The organism is Cupriavidus sp. H18C2, from assembly GCF_049393795.1.
Taxonomy (GTDB): domain Bacteria; phylum Pseudomonadota; class Gammaproteobacteria; order Burkholderiales; family Burkholderiaceae; genus Cupriavidus; species Cupriavidus pauculus_C.
This window is the reverse complement of the sequence record NZ_CP186012.1, coordinates 133,795-156,119: the sequence shown is the minus strand read 5'-3', so window position 1 is coordinate 156,119 and position 22,325 is coordinate 133,795. Positions and strand designations below refer to the sequence as shown.

Sequence of the window (22,325 nt, the reverse complement as noted above, 5' to 3'; positions counted from 1 at the left end):
GATTGAGTTTTTGCGATTCCTGAATAAGAAATTAATGTTTTTTTCTGCATAGCGGGCTGTAGATGCGCTAAGGGTGCGGGCCGTGTTTCGACCCTGCGGCTCTTCCAAACTGGCTCCTGAGGAAATAGCCCAAGGCCTATTTGCCGCCTCATCCTCGTAACGGTCAACAGAAGTTTCGGCTTCGTGTATCGAGGGTGCCGAGCATGGACGACAGGTCCACCGCATATTGCGCAACGAGATGGCGGACTTCGCCGTCGGCCTGCCACTGGCCATAGATGCCCAGCAGCGAAGCGTTGAGGATCTCCCTGCGGAATTTCTCGAGCACCGAGGGCCATACGATGACGTTCACGTTACCGGTCTCGTCCTCGATCGTCAGGAACAAGACGCCGTTGGCGGTTCCCGGGCGCTGTCGCACAGTGACAATCCCCGCTCCGCGGGCGAGCTGCCGATTTGCGTAGCCAGCTAGCGAGGCGGCAGTTTCGAACCGCTTGCTGGCTAGCTGCCGACGCAGGAGGGCGAGCGGATGCCGATGCAACGTCAGCCCCATCGAATGATAGTCTCCGAGGATCGTTTCGCCTTCGCTAGGCTGGGCCAGCGCTGGCTCCTCCTCGGGTAGATCGGCGACTTTGAGCAAGTCCTTGTCCGGCACCGCGGCGGACGCCTGCCACAGGGCCTGCCGGCGATTCCCGGCCAGCGTCCGAAGGGCGTCGCCGGCGGCGAGGACCTGCATGTCGTGCCGGTCCAGTGATGCACGACGCGCGAGATCCGTCACGCTGTCGAATTGACGGACGGCACGGCATGTTTCGATGCGACGGGCGGACTCTTCGCGCATGCCGCGGATCAGCGACAAGCCAAGCCGCACGCGAGGGCCATCGGCGCCAGGCTCAAGCGAGGAATCCCAGCCGCTCACAGCAACGTCGGCCGGTAACACGATGACGCCATGCCGCTTCGCATCCTGCACGAGCTGAGAGGGACTATAGAAGCCCATCGGCTGGCTGTTGAGCAGCGCGCAGAGGAAAGCCGCCGGTTCATGGCACTTGAGCCACGCGCTGGCGTAGACGAGCAGGGCGAAGCTCGCCGCATGGCTCTCCGGGAAGCCATACTCGCCGAACCCCTGAATCTGCTGGAAGATGGATTCCGCGAAGTCTCGCTCGTAGCCGCGCTCGAGCATGCCGCTCACGATGCGGTCGTAGTAGCGTTCAAGCCCCCCCCTTGCGTTTCCACGCGGCCATGGCGCGGCGCAGCTGGTCGGCTTCGCCGGCGGAGAAGCCCGCAGCCAGCATCGCGACCTGCATGACCTGCTCCTGAAAGATCGGCACGCCCAGCGTCCGAGACAGGGCCACCTCCATTTCCGGACTGGGATAGCTCACCGGTTCCTTGCCCTGCCGGCGGCGCAGGTAGGGATGCACCATCCCGCCCTGTACCGGGCCGGGCCGCACGATCGCGACCTCGATGACGAGATCGTAGAACGTCTGCGGCCGCAGGCGGGGTAACATCGACATCTGCGCGCGCGACTCGACCTGAAACACACCGACGCTATCGGCGCGGCACAGCATGTCGTAGGTCGCCGGATCTTCCGCCGGGATGTCCTGCAGCTCGAACACCTCGCCGCGTTGCTCGGACACGAGGTCGAGGGCCCGGTGGATCGCCGACAGCATGCCGAGGGCAAGCACGTCGACCTTCAGCAGTCCCACGGCATCCAGGTCGTCCTTGTCCCACTGGATGACGCTGCGGTCGGGCATCGCGGCATTCTCGATGGGCACGAGCCGTGACAGCTTGCCGCGCGCGATAACGAAACCGCCGCTGTGCTGCGACAGATGGCGCGGGAAGCCGAGCAGTTGCGTCGCCATGCTCGCCCACCGCTGCGATAACTCGCTCTGCGTATCGACGCCGCTTTCCTCAAAGCGTTTGAGCAGGTCGGCCTTGCTATCGAACCAGTGATGGGCCTTTGCCACCATGTCCACGATCGCGGGATCGACGCCGAGCGCCTTGCCTGACTCGCGCAGCGCACCACGTGGCCGGTATGTCGATACCGCGGCGGCCAGAGCGGCGCGGTCCCGACCGTACTTGGAGTAGAGATACTGGATGACCTCTTCGCGTCGCTGGTGCTCGAAGTCCACGTCGATGTCGGGCGGTTCGCTCACGCTCTATCGAGATGAACCGCTCGAATAGCAGATTGCCACGTGCAGGGTCTACTTCAGTGATGCCCAGGCAATAGCAAACTGCCGAGTTGGCTGCGGATCCGCGGCCCTGACAGAGAATCCCGTTGGAGCGGGCGAAGCGCACCAAGTCGTACACGGTCAGGAAATACCGCTCGTAGTCCATATCGCGCACGAGCGCGAGCTCATGCTCGATCTGCGCCTGCACATTGTGCGGGATGCCCTTCGGGAAACGTCTATGCGCGCCGATATAGGTCTCCTGCCGGAGATAATCCGCTGGCGACACCCCATCCGGCACAACTTCTTCCGGATACTCGTACCGCAGTTCATCTAAGGAGAACTTGCAGAGGTTCGCGATATGGAGCGACTCGGTGAGAAGCCGGTGCGGGTAGATGTTGGCCAGCCGCAGACGCGATCGCAGGTGTCGTTCGGCGTTCGGCGAAAGCTCATAGCCGCATGCCGGTACCGGTTTGCCAAGCCGGATGGCGGTCATGACGTCCTGCAGAGGCTTTCGTGACCGGACGTGCATGGCCACATGGCCAGCGGCAACGAGGCGCAGATGGTTCGCCGCCGCAGCCTGCTCGACGGCCGCGCGATGCAGATCGTCATAAGGCCGGTAATGAAGCGTCAATGTCATCCACGCTCGGCCAGAGAATGTACGGGAGACCCACGCCGCCTGCGCGTCGATCATTTCGGCAGGGGCTGCGTACTCGGGCATAAACAGCACGAGGCAGTCGGGCATCCCACGAAGATGGGCGTATGGCCCTTCGGGGGCCTCGAGATCGCGAGGTGTCAGCCAGTACGCCCCTTTTGCTGCGCGCATCCTCGCAAGCGTGATGAGCTCGCAGAGGTTGCCATAGCCCTCACGGTTGCGCGCCAGCACGACGATGGAAAGGGCAGGGGAGCCGTCCGCATTGACCAGACGGAAGGAGGCACCTACGACGAGTTTCATTCCGTGGGCCTTCGCTTCCGTGTGCGCGCGGACGATACCCGCGAGGGAGCACTCGTCGGTGATGGCGATCGCGCTATAGCCGAGTGCGGCCGCCCGCTCCACGAGTTCTTCGGCGCGGGACGCGCCCTCGAGGAACGTGAAGTTCGAGAGGCAATGAAACTCGGCATACTCGGGAAGTACGCCGCCGGCGAGTTGGCTCGACATGGCTCATCCAAAGAGGCCGTGCAGATACCATCGCGACTCGTCGCCCTCGCGGCTGCCCATGCGCTCCTGGTAAATCCAGTAGAAGCTATGGTCGCGGCCCTCCGCGACGTAGTAGTCGCGCGTCTGCAACTGCCCGTCCCACCAGCCCGCCTCGATGCGCTCCGGCGGCGAGACGATGCGCAGCGGCGAGCCGTAGAACGGCCGGTGGTCCCGCATGAGCAGGGCGATGGGCTTGTCCAGCAGCCAGGTGGGGCGGGGCAGCGGCGGCAAGGGCGTCGGCCGCGGCGCCTTGCCGACAGCCGGCACCCAACTGTTCGCCACCTCGGGCCGGTAATCCGGTACCGGTTCCGGGCGAAGGATGTTCTCTGCGCCCAGGCGCGCCGTCAGGAGTTCCATGACGCGGGCATGGTCCTCAGGATTGCCACCGGGCTCGGGAAAAAGCGATTCGCTCGGCGGCGCCAGCGGCTGCGCATCCGTCACCGTGAGCCGGACAGCAATCGCCGGGGCAACGAGCTCCAACCGACCAAGTCGCTCGCGCAACAGACGGACAAGGTGCCCATCGCTCCAACTCGGCTCTGCCAGCGAGATGTCGAGGACCGTCGGTGCGATCGCCTCACGCCCCCGCTCATGCTCGAGCTCGAATTGGAGCCGGGTGACCGCAAGGTGTTGTGACACCAACCAGCCGATCAGCTGCGCGATGAGACCATGGCCATAGGCAAGGATGGCGTCTGCGTGCTCGATCCGGTCAGGCAATTCCACCCGTGCGGTGAAGGTCGGTGGCGCTTCCAGCCAGTCGAACACCTCGGGGGCTTCGCCGAGGGCGCGGTCGAGCGTTTCGTTGAGGGCTTTGCCGCATCGGCGCTGCAGGCCGGCGCGCGGCAGTCGCCGCAACTGCGCGAGCGTGCGACAGCCCAGCCCGTCGAGCCATTCTGCGATGGGGCGGGCCGGAGGAAGCAATCCGACGGAGAGCGTGTCCATTCGCCGCGCGAAGCGATCGATCTTCAGCGATGTGCCGCCGCCCGCCCGCGCATGCAGCCAGGCGGCTTGTGCCGTAGGTGCGCAGCCGATGTCCGCCGAAAACCCCATGGTTCGCGCGGTATCGCGAACGCGCGATCGCAGTCGCCGAACCCCGCCGAACAGGCGCAGACTGGTCGATACCTCGACCAGAACCGATTCCTCCTCCGCCTCAACAACGTTCGGGGAGAACTGCAGCAGGGCCATCGCGACACGCCGAAGCGCTTCCGCTTCTTTCTCTGGCGCCCGATCAAGCATCAGGGTGTGGGGCGCAACCGTTTGCACGCCCCCGCGCCGCATATTGATCCGCACGCCACTGGCAGCAGCGAGTGACGTGGCGGCGTAGACGCGCTCCTTTTCCATGACAGCGACGGCCAGCTCAGTGGACCAGCTCGGTCGGAACACTTCGAGGCATAAGCGGGGCAGGCGCAGGCAGATCCACAGGTACGGCATGGCGATGAAGCAGGATCGGCGACGGTGTCAGGGAGACGAAAAGCGGCTCGTCTCGTTGCGGGCCGCGGCGTTTGATGAAGGTGAGTTCGACGCCGCCTTCAGCAGGCGCAACGGCGACGCGCAGGGGAGCGGGTGAAGCATCCCGGGCGCAGGCAAGCGGCCGGACCATGCAGAAGAACGCCTCACCGGACTGCGCTGCGAGGTTGAGTCGGCGCAGCGCGTCGTTGCGGACGTGCTGCTGCCAGAGGAGAACAGCACTGCAGGTCCCTGCCCGGAGCAGCTGCTCGGTCGCCCACAGCACATCCGCTGTACGCTGCGCGCGAATCCACATCAGGCGCTCTGGCGCGATGCCCCAGTTCGCGAGCGCATGCGCTTGCGGCGTGTGCGGTGGCATCACGAGCGCAATCGGCCGAGTGGCGCTGGCCAGAAGAGCAGGGCGCAGCAGACTCAGTTCGCCAATGCCGGGCTGCTGGACCAGCATCTCGACCAGCGTTCCGATCGGCCAGCCGCCAGCCGGTAGTTCCGACGAAAGCGACTTGTCGCCGGCGGGCACTGTGCGCACGGACCCCCGAGCCAGCTGAGTGGCCCGCCAAAGTGCGGGGTGGATGGCTTCTGGTTCGACGGTTAGCATGGTGGTCTCCGTCCGGGGAAGTGTACTGTATATCCATACAGTATTTCTACCTCTTTTCGGCAAGCGAGGCTTATCGGCATGCCGCCGCAGGCAAGTGCATCCGCCTCAACTATTGGCGGCCTCTGCCGATTACAAACGTTGGTGTGTTCATTCGCGGGCTCAATTTCGGAAGTCCCGCAACCCAGATATCAGGAATCCCATGACGACTATGGCCGGCGCCGTACGCTACTTCGTTGAATCCTCGCCAACCGGCGTTACGTCTCGCGAGATTCGAGACCACATCAACGGGACCTACCCAGACAAATGGACGCCAGGTACGCTGACGGCGCATCTCTATGGATGCTCCGTCAACCAGCCGAAGGCATATTTGCATCACAAGTCCGCAGATAAATTTCTCTATAGGTCCCAGGATGGGCGCTTCTTCATCTATGACGAGAGCAAGCACGGACCAAACGTGTGGGCACCGGTTGCTGAAGGCCCTTTGATCGAAGAGGAAGTCGAGGCCGTCGATGCGATCGAGCAGCGCATCGAAGCGTCTATAAGCTTCGAGCGCGATGTAGAAGAACATTTGATCCGCAATCTGGGCACGGTCGAGAAGGGACTCAGATTTGTGGAGCGCCAAGTTGGGATCGACGTCGGCCGCGTGGACATCCTTGCAGAAGATGCAAACGGCCGCCGTGTCGTCATCGAACTGAAAGTGGGGGATGCCAAGGACGCTGCGGTGGGGCAGATCGCCCGCTACCTTGGTTGGTACGCCAGGCTAGACAAGAAGCCGCCCCGCGGGATGCTTATCGCTGGCGACTTTCCTGAGCCGGTTCGCTACGCGGCGGAGGCTGTCAAAGATCTAGAACTGGTCCGCTATCGGGTTCAGTTTGCTTTCGACTCCATCGCTGTCGAAGGCTAAGCGGTCGGCGTCTTCTCGGCACAGGTCGGGCATCACCCCTATGGATCATCTCAAGCAAGTTAGCCGTGGGTCCGTGCTCCCAATCAGAGACAACTGGCATGCCACGCCGCTGTTCGAGGACGGCACCGCCGGCAACAGTCAGCGTTTCACTGAGGCAAGTGCGGCGTGGGATTGGGCTGTCATCGACTATCCCGGTGTACCGGTCTCGATTCAGGCTACCACGCGCCGTAGGATCCCGTCATCTCTTGGGAATCCACTCAAATATTCCTAAGCGGACCCGTGGGCCCGATTATTAACTGTTAGACAGTACAAGATGCAGATCAACTCTTCCTTCCGACGCTTTCTTTCGCTTGCAGGGGCTGTCATCAGAGGCTTCTTTTGGCCGGTTGTGATTGCGTTTGCAATCGTGGCGTGGAGTGCGTTTGCGCCTTGGCAGCCTTCGGATGACACTAAGGACAAGGTAAAGGCTTTTTTTGCAATCCTGTTCTTCATCATGTTCTTTTTCGGCCAATACAAGCGAGTCGAGAAGCAAACAGATGACAAGGATTCATTTAGAAGCATGAACGAGCAACTGCTGTCGTTGCAGGAACTCGTACTAAAAATTCGGCCCGCTACTCGCCCAGAGACGCCCACACCGTCTCGAATCATTGTTGGCGATGCTGGCGCCCTGCTAGTCGAATCAAGAAACCTTTTGAGGACCGGACATACGCTCGCCGCGCTACTTCAAGGTGGCGTAGCCTTTGAACATGCGCTAAGGGCTTTCGCACGTCATTTCAAGGGCGACGAGTCCGCAAAACTACCTCTACGCGACCTAATTCTCCGCCTAGCCCCGCAAGAAATGATGGGAGAGCTGCACGCCCTAAGGCAAATTCGAAACCGGTTGGCGCACATTTCAGAGGCAGAGCTGTCAGACCTGCCAGATGCGAACAGAGTCTTGGATGGTTACGAGTGGGCTGTGGGGGCGCTGGGGAATATGGTTGGGCGTGATGAAGCAGCCTAACTGGCCGTTTGCTTTGAAGAACATGGTTCGCTCGGGATATCGCTTCGTCCTGGGTGAGCGGTCACGATAACCCTAGCCTTTTCGATGGCTGCGATAACGTTTGCCGCGCAGACTAGTAGTCTTTGCACGGATCTTCGGATTCGAAGCTCAAGTACTCCCGCGCCGTACGGATGGTACAGGCGTCCCCGCTTCTTACGTCTGACAGCTCGTCCCACCCGATGGGCATTGATACACCATGCCCAGGGCGCGCCCTTGCGGAGAACGCGGCTGCCGTTGTTTGCGCATGTCGATTGAGCAGGTAATCCACGAAGATCTTGCCGAACGATTCGCTGGACCTGATCGCGCGGTGAATCGATCTGGAAGCGCGGTGGCTAGGTGTTGCACGACGGCGCGGGAGAAGTCTTTCACGACTTCATAAGTCTGGCGGCCAGAGAGCGGCACAACGACGTGCAGCCCCCCTTGCCGCCGCTTGTTTTCAGCCATGACAGGAGGCCAAGCTAATGAGCAGCGTCCTCACGAGCATTGCCTACCGAGGGCTTGGCGGGCTTGTAGGTCGAGCCCGCGCGTTTCCCCACGATTCCCTCCAGCTGCAGCGCCAAGGCCCGCTCATACAGCCATGCACCGTCAGGTGGGGACGTGACATGCAAAAGGCTGCCGCGACCTCGGGAAACCAGTTCGTTGCGTTGGTGCCGTTGCGTGTGAACAGTAGAGCATACACGCCAACAACGCGAACATCACGGAGTCCGAAGCCACCTTCGCAGCGATGAGCATCGAGGAGCGAAAAGCGCGTCTGGCTGACCTTGTAGCGAGTTTGCCGGACGTGGTGTACGTGAGTGGGATAGATGACGGCGCGCCGCGTGGGGTGCCGTCCTTGCGCTGCAGTGTGAGGGTATTGTGGCCAGGCGCGCGGGCAGCCCGTATGTGGCCGGCGGCTCGACGGACTGGCTCAAGACCAAGCGGCTTGGCGCCACGCCCCGGGTCGTTTCAAGCGTGGCACCTTCGGATAAACTCGCAGGCATTCGAGACAAAGATGCCCGAAATGGAAGAAATAATCAAAAACCTGGGGTCGCCAGCTTGGTGGTTTGCTGTCGTCGTTGTGGGCGTGGGCGTGAACATCTTGACAGGTGGGGTCCAAGCCGGCGCCGCGATGCTGACAAGCAAGTACAGCAAGATCGCTCGTCTTCGTTCGTTCAAAGCCAGGCGTCGGCATCTCACCGCTGTCGCCAACGCGTGCAGCAACCCGCGAGTCTTCGACTACTACGTCTCTGAAAAAACGAGCTCGATAGCTTCGGCGGCGTGGTGGATCGGTCTGGCGGCTTTCATGACCGGTTTAATTTGCATCTTGTATCTGCCAGTTGAAGCTAAGCCGGAGCTCGGCTTGTTCGAGATACCACGCAAGGTGATACTTTTTGTTCGAAAAGGCTCCCTCTTGTCGACATTGCTTTGTCTGCTCTTTAGTATCCGTTATGTTATGCGCGGATCACAATGCCACGCAGTCGTCATCGACAGCATCATCCGTCCGCAACGGAAGTCAGCGCGCATCGAACGAGCACGACGCAGCCGCGACGAATTTTTGCCTCCTGGGGTCGTCTCAGAAAACGGAAAATAAAGCACGCTAAGGCATAGCCGAACCTGCCAAGCTTGCTCCACCCTGTAGTGACGCGATCAGCGGGCAGGAAACGTTCCCCCTTCGCGCATGGCAGGCGCACACCAACTCAGACAGCACGGCCTCCATGCGCGCCAGGTCAGCCATTTTCTCGCGCACGTCCTTGAGCTTGTGCTCGGCCAGACTGCTGGCTTCCTCGCAATGGGTGCCATCCTCCAGCCGCAGCAGCTCGGCGATCTCATCCAGGCTGAAGCCCAGCCGCTGGGCTGATTTCACGAAGCGCACCCGCGTTACATCCGCCTCGCCATAGCGGCGGATGCTGCCATAGGGCTTGTCAGGCTCCAGCAACAAGCCCTTGCGCTGATAGAAACGGATGGTCTCCACATTGACCCCGGCCGCCTTGGCGAAAACGCCAATGGTCAGGTTCTCCAAATTGTTTTCCATATCGCTTGACTCCGTACATGAGTACGGAAGTAAGGTTACGCTATCCAATTTCAATTCGAAAGGACAAGCGCATGTCTGAACCAAAAACCGGGCGCGGCGCGCTCTTCACTGGAGGGCTTGCCGCCATCCTCGCCTCGGCTTGCTGCCTCGGGCCGTTGGTTCTGATCGCCTTGGGGTTCAGCGGCGCTTGGATCGGCAACTTGGCGGTGTTGGATCCCTATCGCCCCATCTTTATCGGCGTGGCGCTGGTGGCGTTGTTCTTCGCCTGGCGGCGCATCTACCGGCAGGCAGCGGCCTGCAAACCGGGTGAGGTCTGCGCGATTCCCCAAGTGCGAGCTACTTACAAGCTCATTTTCTGGATCGTGGCCGCGCTGGTTCTGGTCGCGCTCGGATTTCCCTACGTCATGCCATTTTTCTACTGATCGGAGTTCACCATGAAGAAACTGTTTGCCTCCCTCGCCCTCGCCGCCGTTGTTGCCCCCGTCTGGGCCGCCACCCAGACCGTCACGCTGTCCGTACCGGGCATGACCTGCTCCGCCTGCCCGATCACTGTCAAGAAGGCGATTTCCAAGGTCGAAGGCGTCAGCAAAGTTGACGTGACTTTCGAGACACGCCAAGCGGTCGTCACCTTCGACGATGCCAAGACCAGCGTGCAGAAGCTGACCAAGGCAACCGCAGACGCGGGCTATCCGTCCAGCGTCAAGCAGTGAGTCACTGAAAACGGCACCGCAGCACAACGGACGTCATTGTCTGGCGCCACAAACGATAAAGGATCTGTTGCATGACCCATCTAAAAATCACCGGCATGACTTGCGACTCGTGCGCGGCGCACGTCAAGGAAGCGCTGGAAAAAGTGCCAGGCGTGCAGTCGGCGCTGGTGTCCTATCCGAAGGGCACAGCGCAACTCGCCATCGTGCCGGGCACATCGCCGGACGCGCTGACTGCCGCCGTGGCCGGACTGGGCTACAAGGCAACGCTAGCCGATGCGCCACTGGCGGACAACCGCGTCGGACTGCTCGACAAGGTGCGGGGATGGATGGCCGCCGCCGAAAAGCACAGTGGCAACGAGCCCCCGGTGCAGGTAGCGGTCATTGGCAGCGGTGGAGCCGCGATGGCGGCGGCGCTGAAGGCCGTCGAGCAAGGCGCGCAGGTCACGCTGATCGAGCGCGGCACCATCGGCGGCACCTGCGTCAATGTCGGCTGTGTGCCGTCCAAGATCATGATCCGCGCCGCCCACATCGCCCATCTGCGCCGGGAAAGCCCGTTCGATGGCGGTATTGCGGCAACTGTGCCTACGATTGACCGCAGTAAGCTGCTGGCCCAGCAGCAGGCCCGCGTCGACGAACTGCGGCACGCCAAGTACGAAGGCATCCTGGGCGGTAATCCGGCCATCACCGTTGTGCACGGTGAGGCGCGCTTCAAGGACGACCAGAGCCTTACCGTCCGTTTGAACGAGGGTGGCGAGCGCGTCGTGATGTTCGACCGCTGCCTGGTCGCCGCGGGTGCCAGCCCGGCGGTCCCGCCGATTCCGGGCTTGAAAGAGTCACCCTACTGGACTTCCACCGAGGCCCTGGCGAGCGACACCATTCCCGAACGCCTTGCCGTAATCGGCTCGTCGGTGGTGGCGCTGGAGCTGGCGCAAGCCTTTGCCCGGCTGGGCAGCAAGGTCACGGTCCTGGCGCGCAATACCTTGTTCTTCCGTGAAGACCCGGCCATCGGCGAGGCGGTGACAGCCGCTTTCCGTGCCGAGGGCATCGAGGTGCTGGAGCACACGCAAGCCAGCCAGGTCGCCCATATGGACGGTGAATTCGTGCTGACCACCACGCACGGTGAATTGCGCGCCGACAAACTGCTGGTTGCCACCGGTCGGACACCGAACACGCGCAGCCTCGCGCTGGACGCAGCGGGGGTCACTGTCAATGCGCAAGGTGCCATCGTCATCGACCAAGGCATGCGCACGAGCAACCCGAACATCTACGCGGCCGGCGACTGCACCGACCAGCCGCAGTTCGTCTATGTGGCGGCAGCGGCCGGCACCCGTGCCGCGATCAACATGACCGGCGGCGATGCGGCGCTCGACCTGACCGCAATGCCGGCCGTGGTGTTCACCGATCCGCAAGTGGCGACCGTGGGCTACAGCGAGGCGGAAGCCCACCACGACGGGATCGAGACCGACAGCCGCACCTTGACCTTGGACAACGTGCCGCGTGCGCTCGCCAACTTCGACACACGCGGCTTCATCAAGTTGGTTATCGAGGAAGGCAGCCATCGGCTGATCGGCGTACAAGCGGTCGCGCCGGAAGCGGGTGAACTGATCCAGACGGCGGCTCTGGCCATTCGCAACCGCATGACGGTGCAGGAACTGGCCGACCAGTTGTTCCCCTACCTGACGATGGTCGAGGGGTTGAAGCTCGCGGCGCAGACCTTCAACAAGGATGTGAAGCAGCTTTCCTGCTGCGCCGGGTGAGAAAAAGGAGGTGTTCAATGAACGCCTACACGGTGTCCCGGCTGGCTCTTGATGCCGGGGTGAGCGTGCATATCGTGCGCGACTACCTGCTGCGCGGATTGCTGCGCCCGGTGGCGTGCACACCAGGCGGCTACGGCTTGTTCGATGACGCCGCCTTGCAACGGCTGTGCTTCGTGCGGGCGGCCTTCGAGGCGGGCATCGGCCTCGACGCGCTGGCGCGGCTGTGCCGGGCGCTGGATGCGGCGGACGGCGACGAAGCGGCCGCGCAGCTTGCCCTGCTGCGTCAGTTCGTCGAGCGTCGGCGCGAAGCGTTGGCCGATCTGGAAGTGCAGTTGGCCACCCTGCCGACCGAGCCGGCACAGCACGCGGAGAGTCTGCCATGAACAACCCCGAGCGCTTGCCGTCCGAGACGCACAAACCGATCACCGGCTACCTGTGGGGCGGACTGGCTGTGCTGACTTGCCCCTGCCACCTGCCCATCCTCGCTGTCGTGCTGGCCGGCACAACCGCCGGTGCTTTCCTCGGCGAGCATTGGGTCATCGCGGCGCTCGGTTTGACCGGCCTGTTCCTTCTGTCCCTGTCGCGGGCGTTGCGGGCATTCAGGGAAAGAGAATGAGCGCTTTCCGGCCGGATGGATGGACGACGCCGGAACTGGCCCAAGCGGTCGAGCGCGGGCAGCTTGAACTGCACTACCAGCCCGTCGTCGATCTGCGCAGTGGTGGGATTGTCGGCGCGGAAGCCCTGTTGCGCTGGCGTCATCCGACGCTTGGACTATTGCCACCGGGCCAGTTCCTGCCCGTGGTCGAATCGTCCGGCCTGATGCCTGAAATCGGCGCTTGGGTGCTGGGCGAAGCCTGCCGCCAGATGCGTGACTGGCGAATGCTGGCATGGCGACCGTTCCGGCTGGCCGTCAATGTTTCGGCGAGCCAAGTGGGACCGGACTTCGACGGGTGGGTAAAGGGCGTGCTGGCTGATGCCGAGTTGCCCGCCGAGTATCTCGAAATCGAGCTGACCGAATCGGTCGCGTTTGGTGATCCGGCGATCTTCCCCGCCCTGGACGCCTTGCGGCAGATCGGTGTGCGCTTCGCCGCCGATGACTTCGGGACGGGGTATTCCTGTCTGCAACATCTGAAGTGCTGCCCAATCAGCACGCTCAAGATCGACCAATCGTTTGTCGCCGGGCTCGCCAACGACCGCCGCGACCAAACCATCGTGCACACCGTGATTCAGCTTGCGCACGGGCTGGGCATGGATGTGGTGGCTGAAGGCGTGGAAACATCGGCGAGTCTTGATCTATTGCGACAAGCGGACTGCGACACAGGACAAGGCTTCCTGTTCGCGAAGCCAATGCCGGCGGCGGCATTCGCCGTCTTCGTCAGTCAATGGAGGGGTGCCACCATGAATGCAAGTGACTCGACCACCACCAGTTGCTGCGTGTGCTGCAAGGAAATCCCGCTCGATGCCGCCTTCACCCCGGAAGGCGCGGAATACGTCGAGCACTTCTGCGGGTTGGAGTGTTATCAACGCTTCGAAGCGCAAGCGCATCGGTTACGTCCGCGTCAGCAGCTTCGACCAGAACCCAGAACGGCAGCTCGAACAGATCCAGGTGGATAAAGTGTTCACCGACAAGGCGTCGGGCAAGGACACACGGCGGCCCGAACTGGAACGGCTGCTCGCCTTCGTGCGCGAAGGCGACACGGTCGTGGTGCACAGCATGGATCGTCTGGCGCGCAACCTCGACGACCTGCGCCGCCTGGTGCAGGGCCTCACCCAGCGCGGCGTACGCATCGAGTTCCTTAAGGAGCATTTGACCTTCACCGGCGAGGACTCGCCGATGGCGAACCTGATGCTGTCGGTAATGGGCGCGTTCGCCGAGTTCGAACGCGCCTTGATCCGCGAGCGGCAGCGCGAGGGCATCGCGCTCGCCAAGCAGCGCGGGGCCTACCGTGGCAGGAAGAAATCCCTGTCGTCTGAGCGTATTGCCGAACTGCGCCAACGTGTCGAGGCTGGCGAGCAAAAGACCAAGCTGGCTCGTGAATTCGGAATCAGTCGCGAAACCCTGTATCAATACTTGAGAACGGATCAGTAAATATGCCACGTCGTTCAATCCTGTCCGCCGCCGAGCGCGAAAGCCTGCTGGCGTTGCCGGACACCAAGGATGAGTTGATCCGTCACTACACGTTCAGCGAAACCGACCTCTCCATCATCCGGCAGCGGCGCGGCCCGGCCAACCGGCTGGGCTTCGCCGTGCAGCTCTGTTACCTGCGCTTTCCTGGTGTCATCCTGGGCGTCGATGAGCCGCCGTTTCCGCCCTTGTTGAAACTGGTCGCCGACCAGCTCAAGGTCAGCGTCGAAAGCTGGGACGAATACGGGCAGCGGGAGCAGACCCGGCGCGAGCACCTGGTCGAACTGCAAACGGTGTTCGGCTTCCAGCCCTTTACCATGGGCCACTACCGGCAGGCCGTCCAGTTGCTGACCGAGATGGCCTTGTGTGCGTGAGCACGAGATTCGATGGATGCGCGAGCACGGTAATTGATGGTCGGCTGCGGCACCGTCCATCACCAATGTTGCGTGCCGTCGGGCAACGCTGATGGACGTGGCGATCTATCGCGGTGGACCGGATGCGGAGCAGCGGCACTGATGTAACAAGGGGCCCGGCGGGCCCCTTGTTACTGGATCAGAAGTCGTTATCTGCGAGATCGCCAAGGCCATCAGGATGCTCCTGCCGATCTTCGGCCAGCCACTGGGCCAAGGCCAATTGATAGTGAGCATGCAGACGGTCGCGCAGATCGTCGAGCAATTCGATCACAGCCCAGGCCTGCGCGGGCGTCCAGTTGGCATCAATGAGCAGGGGCAGCCCCTGGGCGATGCCGGATGGCTGGTGGAAGGTCATGGTGATGTCGTCGTTGTGTTGATGGACGTGGCGGCGATGGCCAACGGCGCCACTCACCGCCTGGCGCGGCGGTTCAGGGTTGCGCTGTAGGTTTCCAGATAGAGCTTCTCGTCGATCTGCGGTAGCTCCCGCTGCGCGGCCTGGGCCAGAAGCTCGCCCGCCAGGTTCATCAGGATGCGGTAATTGCCGGCGGCGTGCTCACACAGGGTCTGGCGCAATGGCATGGTCATCAGGGTGGCGTTGCCGGCGGCGGCCAGCAAGTGGTCCAGGCAGGCCTGCAGCTCGTCGATGCTCGCACTCTCCAGCGCCAGACGGCAGCGGATGCGGCTGCCCAGCGGGATCAGGTCCTCGCGGCTGAACTTCTCCGGCAGGCGAGCGTCGCCGGCAAGCACCACGCACAGCAGCAATTGCGAGTCGAAGCGTGCCTGTGCGAGCAGGCGCAGTTCCGAGAGGGCTGGCACCGCCATCTCCTGGGCTTCATCGATGAGCAGCACGCAGCGGCGGCGGCTGGCCTCCATGTGGGTGAGCCAGCGCTCGCGCAGCGCCTTGAAGCCGCCCCAGCGATTGTGGGGCTTGAGCGGTACGGTAAAGATGTCGCTGAGCTCGCGATAGAAGTCCGCCAGATTGCTCTGTGGGTGAGCGATCGAGCCGACCATCAGATCGGGGACGCGCATGAGGCGCTGATGGAGCAGGCGCAGCGTGACGCTCTTGCCGCAACCGGGGTCGCCATGCACCATGGCGAAGCCGCCTTCGCGGGCCATACCGTTCTCAATGCGCCAGCAGAAGTGATCGAGCTTGGGTGGCACGAACACGGCCTCGACGGGGATGTCCTGGGCGAAGGGGTTGAACTTCAGACCGTACAAGGCCAGCAGGTTGGGTTGATTCATAGCTTGGTGGGTGCGGGTGGGAGATAGGCCGGCGGCAGGCCGGTGGCGGCGTGTTCGGCGAGCAACTGACGCAGCAGCGGCGCAGTGCCAGCCTGCGCGGGTTCCTCGTTAGCAGGCGAGGCACCCTTGGCCGTGAGATGCGCGCGCCGTGCGTCGGCATTGGCAGACTTGTCCAGCGGGAACACGGCGGCCAGGATCGCGCCGATGCGCGCATCGATCAGGTCGACTTGGGAGAGATCCCAGCGCGCGTAGCTCAGGCAGACTTGCTCGAGGTGGCGGTAAGCGCCGGGGATCTCGAAGCGCACGCCGTCCAACGTGAAGGTGCCGTCGGTTCTGCGCTGGCGGCGATGCTGGCGGATACGGAAGGCCCGGCGCAAGGCCAGCGCCTCGGGACTGGGGCGCGAGACGTCGGCACAGGACAGGTAGCGCTGCAGAGGCGTCGCCTCGAGTTCGGCGTGTTCCTTGTGGTGGTATTCCTGCTCGACCCAGGCCTGCGTGGCGAGGTTCAATTGCTCCAGGGTGAGGTGCGACTCACCTTCGAGCATGGCCATCAGCCGGGACTCGAGCTGTCCCCAGAAGCGTTCCTGCTTGGCATTCTGGTATGGGCTGTAGGGCAAGGTAGTCTGGTGCAGGATGCCCAGACTGGCCAGCCCCTCGACGAACTCGTCGGCCATCATGGCTGCGCCGTTATCGGTCATGATGGCCCGCGGCAGCCCTCGCTTCATGATCGCCTGCGAGACGCCGTGCACCAGCGAGGCAGTGGTCTCGTCGAGGAACCACTGCAGGTGGCAGACCAGCCGCGAATGGTCGTCCATAATGCAGAGCAGCAGCGGCTTGTGCCACTGCCCATCGGGGGTGAGCACCTTGCGCGAACCATGGTGGAAGTCCAGGTGCCAGAGCGCGGCCACGTGGTCGACCTCGTAGCTACGCACCTCGCGTGCCTCGCGGCGAGCCGCAGCAGCGATGGCCCCATCCGTGCTCGAGCGCGGGGTTGGCTTGCGCACCAGACCCTGCGCCTTCAGATACCGGCACACCGTGGTGTAGGACGGCAGCGTGTCCGGGCCATCCTTGGTCGCGACGCGCAGGTTGTCGTAATGCAACTGCATGGTCCAGCCGGGGTGCTGACGGTACTGCTCGACCAGCGCTTCGATGATGGCTGGGCTCAGACTGACGAAGTGGCCGCAATCGTCGCGCAGTCGGTTCTTGAGTTGATCGACCGGATCCTGGACGTGACGGGCCCGGTAATACCAGCGTTCGATGGAAGACGCGCCGAACTGAACGTCGGCGCCGGTGATGGGGTGCCGCCAGACCTTGGCGGCCAGTGCCTGGAACGCTTGCTGCAATTCTCCTTTGGCAGGCGGCGAAGCCAGCAAAGGGCCAATGACCGAGAAGCGCAAGCGCGCCCATCGGTTGCGATGATCAATCGATAGTGACATGACTCTCCGTTGGGGGGATAACGGGAGCAGGCTACGGGCAGTGCGGGTGACCCGCCATCGACATGTTCTGCGGGAGATTCCCCTATCTGGCGCATCCCTCAGCCAGCGTGGTCAGGCCGGGCCCAGCAGCAGAAGCAACACCGCGGCCAGACGCTCGTCTTCGCTGTCGTGCTCGACCGATTGCAGCAGGCAGTCGGGATAGATGAACGGCTCGGGCGTTGGCGGGATGAGGCCACGCAGCCACCGACCGACGGGGGTCTTGGGGAAGGTCTCGGTCCACCACTGACGCCAGCGCTTGAGCGTGGCCCAACTGATCGCCGGCAGGCCGTCCAGGCAGGCGCCAGTGGCACGGCTCGATCGCAGTACCAGGACAATGGCCAGCCAGACACGCCGGCCGAGAAAGCGCACCGAATCGGGCGTCATGCGTTTGCGGCATCCGGCACAGCACAGGCTCAGGCGCGTATTGCAGTCCGGGTGTGCTGCCGGTGGGCATCCGCGCGGCTTACGCGGATAGTTGGCACTGTGCAGCACAGAGCCGCAATGGCAGCAGCCCCTGTCTCGCGCCACCTTCATCAAGTCTTCGTCGATCCGGCGCAACAGGGCAAAAAACGCTGGCGTTTGTAGCAAGGCATGGCACACTGCTGAGGTCTCCTTCATTGCTCGACACAATAAAGGCGACATCTTCCCTCAGGCGCGTGCATGCACGCTCCCTGAGGGAACCCCTCCAGCGTCCATCACCGTTCTTGCTCAAATCCCCACGCTTTCGGCATCACGAAAGCTGCTTATGCACACTCAGCGCGAATCACGGCCACCGCGCGTGCCACGCGTTGCGCGTGACTATTTACCTTGCCCAACTTTCGGATTGCCGTGCCGTGGCGCCCCATCAGCAACCAGTAGTGCAGTTCGCGCACGATTTGTGCCCGTAATACTGGGACAGCCGCTGGACGATCGAGCAAACGCATCAACCGAAAGGCAGCGTCTGTGACTTCCGTATCGGTACGATCGACGCGTACGGGCGTTTCATCGATATCGCCGACAGTGCCAATCTCCTGGCACAGCTCGGCGATTAGCAAGTTATCGAGCTCCATGACCAGCGACAGATACGGGGCGGCTATGCTTGCCCCGGTGATCTGGCTGACGGTCGGCACATCGGCCGAAATCACCAGCGAATCCCCAGCGGTGAAATCGAAATTATGTGCATCTACCGTCACGCGTTTGCTGCCCTGCTGTACGAGGCAGATCAATGGCCGCGAGATCGAATAGTGCAGCGCGCTCGCCGACGTGGCCTGGATGATGGTGAGTCCGGTAACAGGCGTCAGGGCCGTGCCCGCTGCATCGGAATGGGCGTCGGCATAGCGTCGGACGGCGGAGAGCAGTGTTGATTCCATGGCGACAAGACTACACCTGTGGCTGCAGCGGCGCGACGCATTTGCAGGATTAGGCAAGAATCGCCGAGTTTTGGACAACCCTTCGAGGCGGTGGAATTCGATACTGGCTTCCAGTCATCCACACCAGAGACAGGAGCCAGACATGACCCGAATCACCGTTGTTACCGGCGCAAGCCGTGGGCTCGGCCGCAATACCGCACTGAGCATCGCCCGCCAGGGCGGCGACGTCATCATCACCTATCAAAGCCGGGCGCAGGACGCCCAAGCCGTCGTGGCTGAGATCGAGGCCATGGGACGCAAGGCGGTGGCGTTCCAGCTTGACTCAGGGGCTGTCGCCGCCTTTGCGCCGTTCGCCGAACAACTGCGGAAGGCGTTACAACAGCATTGGGGCCGCAATTCGTTCGACCATCTGGTCAACAACGCTGGCCACGGCGACTACGCACTGATCGCCGATACTACCGAGGCGCAATTTGATCGCCTGGTGGAGGTGCATTTCAAAGGCGTCTACTTCCTGACGCAAGCGCTGCTGCCCCTGATTGCCGATGGCGGCCGCATCGTCAATCTATCGTCGGGCCTGACACGCGTCAGCTATCCCGGCTATGCCGCTTATGCAGCGGCTAAGGGCGCCATCGAGGTGCTGTCGGTCTACATGGCCAAGGAGTTGGGCCAGCGTGGCATCGCGGTCAACACGGTGGCACCGGGAGCAATCGAGACCGACTTCGGCGGCGGTGCGGTGCGAGACAATCCCGAGCTGAACCAGTCCTTCGCAGCTATGACCGCTCTGGGCCGCGTCGGCGTGCCCGACGATATCGGCCCTATGATTGCGAGTTTGCTCTCCCCCGATAACCGGTGGATCAACGCGCAACGCATTGAGGTATCGGGCGGCCAGCGCATCTGAGCCCCGCTCCGTTGCGCTAGCCTTGCGCGGACGCGAGTCCGCGTTCGGCCAAAAGCGGCCACCGCTACCGCAATATCGAATGGCCGTTCAGATACCGATGCTGAACACCAATCGGCCCGGCCTAAGCTCCTAGAGGGAGCTCTCCCGCCACACGAAGGACTTCGGTACTGTCGAAGGCGAACGTACAAGACGGCGGGTAGCCGAGTGTCAGCGAGGTCGGACCGCCGCAGCTCGCCCGGGCCCGGCTGGAAAGGCGGCGATCAAGCTCCAGCCGCCTGTTTCCAGCGATCTACAAGTGGCACCAAGGTCAGCGACAGTTCGCGATTTTCGCCGATACGCGCCTGGTAGTCTTCCAACTCCTGTATCAGACTCGTCAAATGGTCGACATCCTGTGGCAAGATCGACGCAAACACAGCAGCATCGACCTGTCGAGGTCCATGACGGAGTGTATTTTTGAATAGGTTTGTTGTAAAACCGCGGTCCGTATTGCCTCGCAAGGCAGATAGTCGTCTACCGATCGCGGCGTAGAAAGCCCCACGCGATTCAGTTGACATGAATTCCACGTGCGTATCCGCTACCGCTCCGCCCGCACGTCTCGTTGCAAATCCAAGTGATATACCATCAACGAGTTGCTCCTGATTGCTCGCCGCTTCAAGCGCTGCCACCATGGCCTCTAGTTGACCTACGGATTCCGCGAGTTCGAGTGATGCAAGAACCCAATTGTGCACGAGGGCGCGTTCTGCGGGCTGCTTACGCAAAATTGCAAGGGGTGCGAATATCGATGGATGCTCAATCGCCGTATGCCAGACCCTTTCTAGTTGTCCGTATAACCCGGCGAGTGCACGGTCAAACTCATTCACCGGCATAGCCGATTCTCCGCATATATCTGTGCGGTAAGCAACCAGGTACCTGACAGGCGTAAAGGCCGCGCCGAAACTGAGCGCAGCCTTGCCACTCACCCCTGATTCGAGAATCTTACCTAAAATTTGTAGAACGATGGCAATAGCCTCATGACCGGCTGCTCGTGGGGCAACCAGTAACGCCATCATGTTATTTACGGCGTTGCTCGCATTGATTGCGGACGCCTTCTCAAGTGCCTGTCTGACCACCGGTTTGTATTGATCTTCGACCCCCTGGGCATGCAAAAGGACGGGGGAATAACGATTCAGTGCAAAGATGATATCGGCAGCGTATGTGCCATTGCTTTCCCCTCGATTGAACTTGAGGATTTCCCGCACAATCTCGCCACCGAGTTCACCGTCACGTTCAGCGAGGCTCCCAACGCACTCTTCACCGAGCAGTCGGATCGCTGGCTTCACAATCACCCAACTCCCATCAGATGGGGGTGTATTCTTCAAGAGCCTCACTGTAGAGCGTACTACATGCTCAAGTCCTTCTTCTGTGAAGACAGGAGCGCACTCCGTTGCCAGCCGCAATGCGGTGTCCTCTCCCGTCCAATAGCCGGTGCTACCGATGCGCCGAGCAAGTACATTCGCCAAATCATCGCGGATACCGGAGCGAAACTCGGGGCGACGTTTACAAATATCAAGAACAGCCTCGAAACATGTCTGGAAGTCAGCGCCGTTCTTGAGAAAATTGGAATTCGATTCCGAGCCGATGCGGATCAGGTAATCAAGCATCAGGGTAGCGAGACTTCCACGTCCCGCACCGATATCGCGCGCCCATTCGGAAAAAAGAACTATAGCGACGGTTCGACGATGCTTGCGAACGCCCGCATGAGCTTCTACATGGTCAATGACAAATTCGCACAACGCCTCATCCAAGCACGCGTCGAGCAATTCCTCGGACCAGTGTAATTCCTTCGCCCGTGCTGAGCTTTCACTTTCAATGAGCAAGCCGATAGCGAGCTTGAATGTCGCGGCATCGTAAGATTTACCCGACATCAAAGCGTCAATCAGGCACGACGCGAAATGACCCTTGGTCGCCTTGCTCTCTGTACTTAGACCGAGCGCAATCTGGCGGCGAAGCGTCGACCAAAACCATGCCTCTGCATCGTGAAATTCCTTTGCCCTCCACGACGCGAAGGCGTTCTCAGTCGTATGCGAAGCAGCGAGCAACGGAGCAATCAGTGTCGCGCTGCGTGTGTCTTCTTGAAAGATCACTTCACTCGAACGAACCCGGCTGGCGTACTCGTCCAGCCCGGCATTAGCTAACACCATCGTCTGCACGCTAGGAGGAGCGTTCAGCAAGTCCGCTAGCAGTTTCTGCCCGGCCCCGTACCCATCCGTGATGGTCGCAGCGGCGGCTAACGATTGATTGATCAAAGCCTTCATTGCCAGAGCAAAGTCGCTCCGCATCTCTGGCTCTGTCAGCTTCTCAATATCGGCCTTCGCATGCTCATATAGTCTTGCAGCCACCTCCCATCTATCACAATCGCAGAAAAGGTCGCCGAGATGCTTACGCGTGGCAATTCGGAGTTGGGGACTGACGTCGGCCAGAACCACATCTATATCAATGAGTAGCTGGTCAATCTCTGAGGCGCTCAATACGTCCGAACGCGAAGCGCACACTGAAATTGCACCGTACACTACCCTCAACTCAGCCTGTACATACTCATCTTCCGGAAGCGCCCTGGTGACGTGCAGCAGGTCACACCTGCCCAAATTGAAGGCAAACTGCAACGTTGCAAGTGGGAGTGCTGCCTCCTTCCCCAGCGACTCATCTGCGAACCAAGTTTCTTTGTCGTTCTGCCACACGATGCGCTGCACGTACCGTTGCAGATGGCTGGCCAGTTGCGTAGAGCAATGCCTTGGACGGATAAGCCAAGTCTCCATAAAGGGGTCTCCACCTCCGAGCCGCTCATCGACAAGTTCATCGAGCGAGAGTCGGCCATTACTCATGTCGCGGACCATCGTCTCACATAGCGCGCGAATACTCGAAGCGGGCAAGAAGTGCCTTAGGGCAATCCAGGGCAACCAGTTGTTCTCAAACTTCATGACAGATGCCAATGGGGTGGCAGTTTCCATTC

At 61.7% G+C, this 22,325-nt stretch carries 20 protein-coding genes and 3 pseudogenes; 12 read left to right on the top strand and 11 right to left on the bottom strand.

The features are described 5' to 3' along the window. Window positions 1-163: 163 nt before the first annotated feature. From EPAKOI_RS26060 to imuA, 3 genes and pseudogenes are all read right to left on the bottom strand, one after another. Window positions 164-3,315, bottom strand: a pseudogene (locus tag EPAKOI_RS26060) (error-prone DNA polymerase). A 3-nt stretch (window positions 3,316-3,318) separates the two neighbouring features. Further along, complete coding sequence (locus EPAKOI_RS26055) at window positions 3,319-4,782, bottom strand: Y-family DNA polymerase (RefSeq protein WP_423194581.1); 1,464 nt, start codon at window positions 4,780-4,782, stop codon at window positions 3,319-3,321. After that, entirely contained in the window at window positions 4,709-5,413 is a 705-nt protein-coding gene (gene imuA, locus EPAKOI_RS26050; protein ID WP_423194579.1) for a translesion DNA synthesis-associated protein ImuA, read from the bottom strand. Before imuA ends, EPAKOI_RS26055 begins: the two co-directional genes overlap by 74 nt. Before the next feature lie 199 nt (window positions 5,414-5,612). Here imuA and EPAKOI_RS26045 point away from each other — a divergent pair, with 199 nt between their 5' ends. After that, entirely contained in the window at window positions 5,613-6,317 is a 705-nt protein-coding gene (locus EPAKOI_RS26045) for an endonuclease NucS domain-containing protein (protein ID WP_423194578.1), read from the top strand. 313 nt (window positions 6,318-6,630) lie between these two features. Further along, complete coding sequence (locus EPAKOI_RS26040; RefSeq protein WP_423194577.1) at window positions 6,631-7,317, top strand: hypothetical protein; 687 nt, start codon at window positions 6,631-6,633, stop codon at window positions 7,315-7,317. A gap of 112 nt (window positions 7,318-7,429) precedes the next feature. Here EPAKOI_RS26040 and EPAKOI_RS26035 read toward each other — a convergent pair. Next, a pseudogene (locus tag EPAKOI_RS26035) lies at window positions 7,430-7,800 on the bottom strand (hypothetical protein). A gap of 547 nt (window positions 7,801-8,347) precedes the next feature. Here EPAKOI_RS26035 and EPAKOI_RS26030 point away from each other — a divergent pair. Next, window positions 8,348-8,926 (top strand): hypothetical protein, encoded by a 579-nt coding sequence (locus EPAKOI_RS26030; protein ID WP_423194778.1) that lies wholly within the window; start codon window positions 8,348-8,350, stop codon window positions 8,924-8,926. Window positions 8,927-8,932: 6 nt separating this feature from the next. Here the strand turns inward: EPAKOI_RS26030 and EPAKOI_RS26025 are convergent, their stop codons facing one another. Continuing rightward, the gene (locus EPAKOI_RS26025; RefSeq protein ID WP_003131969.1) at window positions 8,933-9,367 is read right to left on the bottom strand and encodes a mercury resistance transcriptional regulator MerR; all 435 of its coding nucleotides are present in this window, start codon (window positions 9,365-9,367) and stop codon (window positions 8,933-8,935) included. 71 nt (window positions 9,368-9,438) lie between these two features. Here EPAKOI_RS26025 and merT point away from each other — a divergent pair, with 71 nt between their 5' ends. The 8 genes and pseudogenes from merT to EPAKOI_RS25985 form a co-directional block, all read left to right on the top strand. Then, window positions 9,439-9,789: a mercuric ion transporter MerT gene (gene merT, locus EPAKOI_RS26020; protein WP_006224622.1), complete on the top strand. Its 351-nt coding sequence runs from the start codon at window positions 9,439-9,441 to the stop codon at window positions 9,787-9,789. Between the two features lie 12 nt (window positions 9,790-9,801). Then, window positions 9,802-10,077, top strand: coding sequence for a mercury resistance system periplasmic binding protein MerP (merP, locus tag EPAKOI_RS26015; RefSeq protein WP_003131987.1), 276 nt, complete (start codon window positions 9,802-9,804; stop codon window positions 10,075-10,077). 71 nt (window positions 10,078-10,148) lie between these two features. Continuing rightward, the gene (merA, locus tag EPAKOI_RS26010) at window positions 10,149-11,834 is read left to right on the top strand and encodes a mercury(II) reductase (protein ID WP_011514825.1); all 1,686 of its coding nucleotides are present in this window, start codon (window positions 10,149-10,151) and stop codon (window positions 11,832-11,834) included. Between the two features lie 17 nt (window positions 11,835-11,851). Beyond that, window positions 11,852-12,217, top strand: a complete 366-nt coding sequence (gene merD, locus EPAKOI_RS26005) for a mercury resistance co-regulator MerD (RefSeq protein ID WP_000995360.1) — start codon at window positions 11,852-11,854, stop codon at window positions 12,215-12,217. Then, complete coding sequence (merE, locus tag EPAKOI_RS26000; RefSeq protein ID WP_003132004.1) at window positions 12,214-12,450, top strand: broad-spectrum mercury transporter MerE; 237 nt, start codon at window positions 12,214-12,216, stop codon at window positions 12,448-12,450. Before merD ends, merE begins: the two co-directional genes overlap by 4 nt. Beyond that, complete coding sequence (locus tag EPAKOI_RS25995; RefSeq protein WP_008652068.1) at window positions 12,447-13,448, top strand: DUF3330 domain-containing protein; 1,002 nt, start codon at window positions 12,447-12,449, stop codon at window positions 13,446-13,448. Before merE ends, EPAKOI_RS25995 begins: the two co-directional genes overlap by 4 nt. Continuing rightward, the gene (locus EPAKOI_RS25990; RefSeq protein ID WP_027982055.1) at window positions 13,354-13,923 is read left to right on the top strand and encodes a recombinase family protein; all 570 of its coding nucleotides are present in this window, start codon (window positions 13,354-13,356) and stop codon (window positions 13,921-13,923) included. Before EPAKOI_RS25995 ends, EPAKOI_RS25990 begins: the two co-directional genes overlap by 95 nt. Window positions 13,924-13,925: 2 nt before the next feature. Beyond that, window positions 13,926-14,324: pseudogene (locus tag EPAKOI_RS25985) on the top strand (DUF4158 domain-containing protein); the annotation flags it as partial. A gap of 187 nt (window positions 14,325-14,511) precedes the next feature. On the opposite strand, the gene EPAKOI_RS25980 reads toward EPAKOI_RS25985, so the two are convergent. The 5 genes from EPAKOI_RS25980 to EPAKOI_RS25960 form a co-directional block, all read right to left on the bottom strand. Further along, window positions 14,512-14,727 carry a hypothetical protein gene (locus EPAKOI_RS25980; protein ID WP_011229369.1) on the bottom strand — a complete coding sequence of 72 codons (216 nt, stop codon included), beginning with the start codon at window positions 14,725-14,727 and terminating at the stop codon, window positions 14,512-14,514. A gap of 53 nt (window positions 14,728-14,780) precedes the next feature. Continuing rightward, window positions 14,781-15,614: an ExeA family protein gene (locus EPAKOI_RS25975; protein ID WP_008651548.1), complete on the bottom strand. Its 834-nt coding sequence runs from the start codon at window positions 15,612-15,614 to the stop codon at window positions 14,781-14,783. Further along, a complete protein-coding gene (locus EPAKOI_RS25970; protein WP_008651549.1) occupies window positions 15,611-17,050 on the bottom strand; it encodes an IS481 family transposase in 1,440 nt (479 codons plus the stop codon). The genes EPAKOI_RS25975 and EPAKOI_RS25970 overlap by 4 nt, the downstream gene beginning before the upstream one ends. Before the next feature lie 111 nt (window positions 17,051-17,161). Beyond that, window positions 17,162-17,707 carry a transposase gene (locus EPAKOI_RS25965; protein WP_124682078.1) on the bottom strand — a complete coding sequence of 182 codons (546 nt, stop codon included), beginning with the start codon at window positions 17,705-17,707 and terminating at the stop codon, window positions 17,162-17,164. Between the two features lie 125 nt (window positions 17,708-17,832). Beyond that, window positions 17,833-18,438: an AraC family transcriptional regulator gene (locus tag EPAKOI_RS25960; RefSeq protein ID WP_423194777.1), complete on the bottom strand. Its 606-nt coding sequence runs from the start codon at window positions 18,436-18,438 to the stop codon at window positions 17,833-17,835. A gap of 142 nt (window positions 18,439-18,580) precedes the next feature. Between EPAKOI_RS25960 and EPAKOI_RS25955 the strand changes: the two genes are divergently transcribed. Next, window positions 18,581-19,336, top strand: a complete 756-nt coding sequence (locus tag EPAKOI_RS25955) for an SDR family NAD(P)-dependent oxidoreductase (RefSeq protein ID WP_124686922.1) — start codon at window positions 18,581-18,583, stop codon at window positions 19,334-19,336. A gap of 260 nt (window positions 19,337-19,596) precedes the next feature. On the opposite strand, the gene EPAKOI_RS25950 is transcribed toward EPAKOI_RS25955, so the two are convergent. Next, window positions 19,597-22,323: a hypothetical protein gene (locus EPAKOI_RS25950; protein WP_423194776.1), complete on the bottom strand. Its 2,727-nt coding sequence runs from the start codon at window positions 22,321-22,323 to the stop codon at window positions 19,597-19,599. Window positions 22,324-22,325 lie beyond the last annotated feature (2 nt).

Coding starts and splice junctions, on each gene's coding strand:
- merD (WP_000995360.1), top strand. CDS start 11,852: ATGAACGCCTACACGGTGTCCCGGCTGGCTCTTGATGCCGGGGTGAGC.
- EPAKOI_RS25955 (WP_124686922.1), top strand. CDS start 18,581: ATGACCCGAATCACCGTTGTTACCGGCGCAAGCCGTGGGCTCGGCCGC.
- EPAKOI_RS25980 (WP_011229369.1), bottom strand. CDS start 14,727: ATGACCTTCCACCAGCCATCCGGCATCGCCCAGGGGCTGCCCCTGCTC.
- EPAKOI_RS26040 (WP_423194577.1), top strand. CDS start 6,631: ATGCAGATCAACTCTTCCTTCCGACGCTTTCTTTCGCTTGCAGGGGCT.
- EPAKOI_RS26025 (WP_003131969.1), bottom strand. CDS start 9,367: ATGGAAAACAATTTGGAGAACCTGACCATTGGCGTTTTCGCCAAGGCG.
- merT (WP_006224622.1), top strand. CDS start 9,439: ATGTCTGAACCAAAAACCGGGCGCGGCGCGCTCTTCACTGGAGGGCTT.
- merP (WP_003131987.1), top strand. CDS start 9,802: ATGAAGAAACTGTTTGCCTCCCTCGCCCTCGCCGCCGTTGTTGCCCCC.
- EPAKOI_RS25965 (WP_124682078.1), bottom strand. CDS start 17,707: ATGAAGGAGACCTCAGCAGTGTGCCATGCCTTGCTACAAACGCCAGCG.
- EPAKOI_RS25975 (WP_008651548.1), bottom strand. CDS start 15,614: ATGAATCAACCCAACCTGCTGGCCTTGTACGGTCTGAAGTTCAACCCC.
- imuA (WP_423194579.1), bottom strand. CDS start 5,413: ATGCTAACCGTCGAACCAGAAGCCATCCACCCCGCACTTTGGCGGGCC.
- EPAKOI_RS25960 (WP_423194777.1), bottom strand. CDS start 18,438: ATGGAATCAACACTGCTCTCCGCCGTCCGACGCTATGCCGACGCCCAT.
- EPAKOI_RS25995 (WP_008652068.1), top strand. CDS start 12,447: ATGAGCGCTTTCCGGCCGGATGGATGGACGACGCCGGAACTGGCCCAA.
- EPAKOI_RS26055 (WP_423194581.1), bottom strand. CDS start 4,782: ATGCCGTACCTGTGGATCTGCCTGCGCCTGCCCCGCTTATGCCTCGAA.
- EPAKOI_RS25970 (WP_008651549.1), bottom strand. CDS start 17,050: ATGTCACTATCGATTGATCATCGCAACCGATGGGCGCGCTTGCGCTTC.
- EPAKOI_RS26045 (WP_423194578.1), top strand. CDS start 5,613: ATGACGACTATGGCCGGCGCCGTACGCTACTTCGTTGAATCCTCGCCA.
- EPAKOI_RS25950 (WP_423194776.1), bottom strand. CDS start 22,323: ATGGAAACTGCCACCCCATTGGCATCTGTCATGAAGTTTGAGAACAAC.
- merA (WP_011514825.1), top strand. CDS start 10,149: ATGACCCATCTAAAAATCACCGGCATGACTTGCGACTCGTGCGCGGCG.
- merE (WP_003132004.1), top strand. CDS start 12,214: ATGAACAACCCCGAGCGCTTGCCGTCCGAGACGCACAAACCGATCACC.
- EPAKOI_RS26030 (WP_423194778.1), top strand. CDS start 8,348: ATGCCCGAAATGGAAGAAATAATCAAAAACCTGGGGTCGCCAGCTTGG.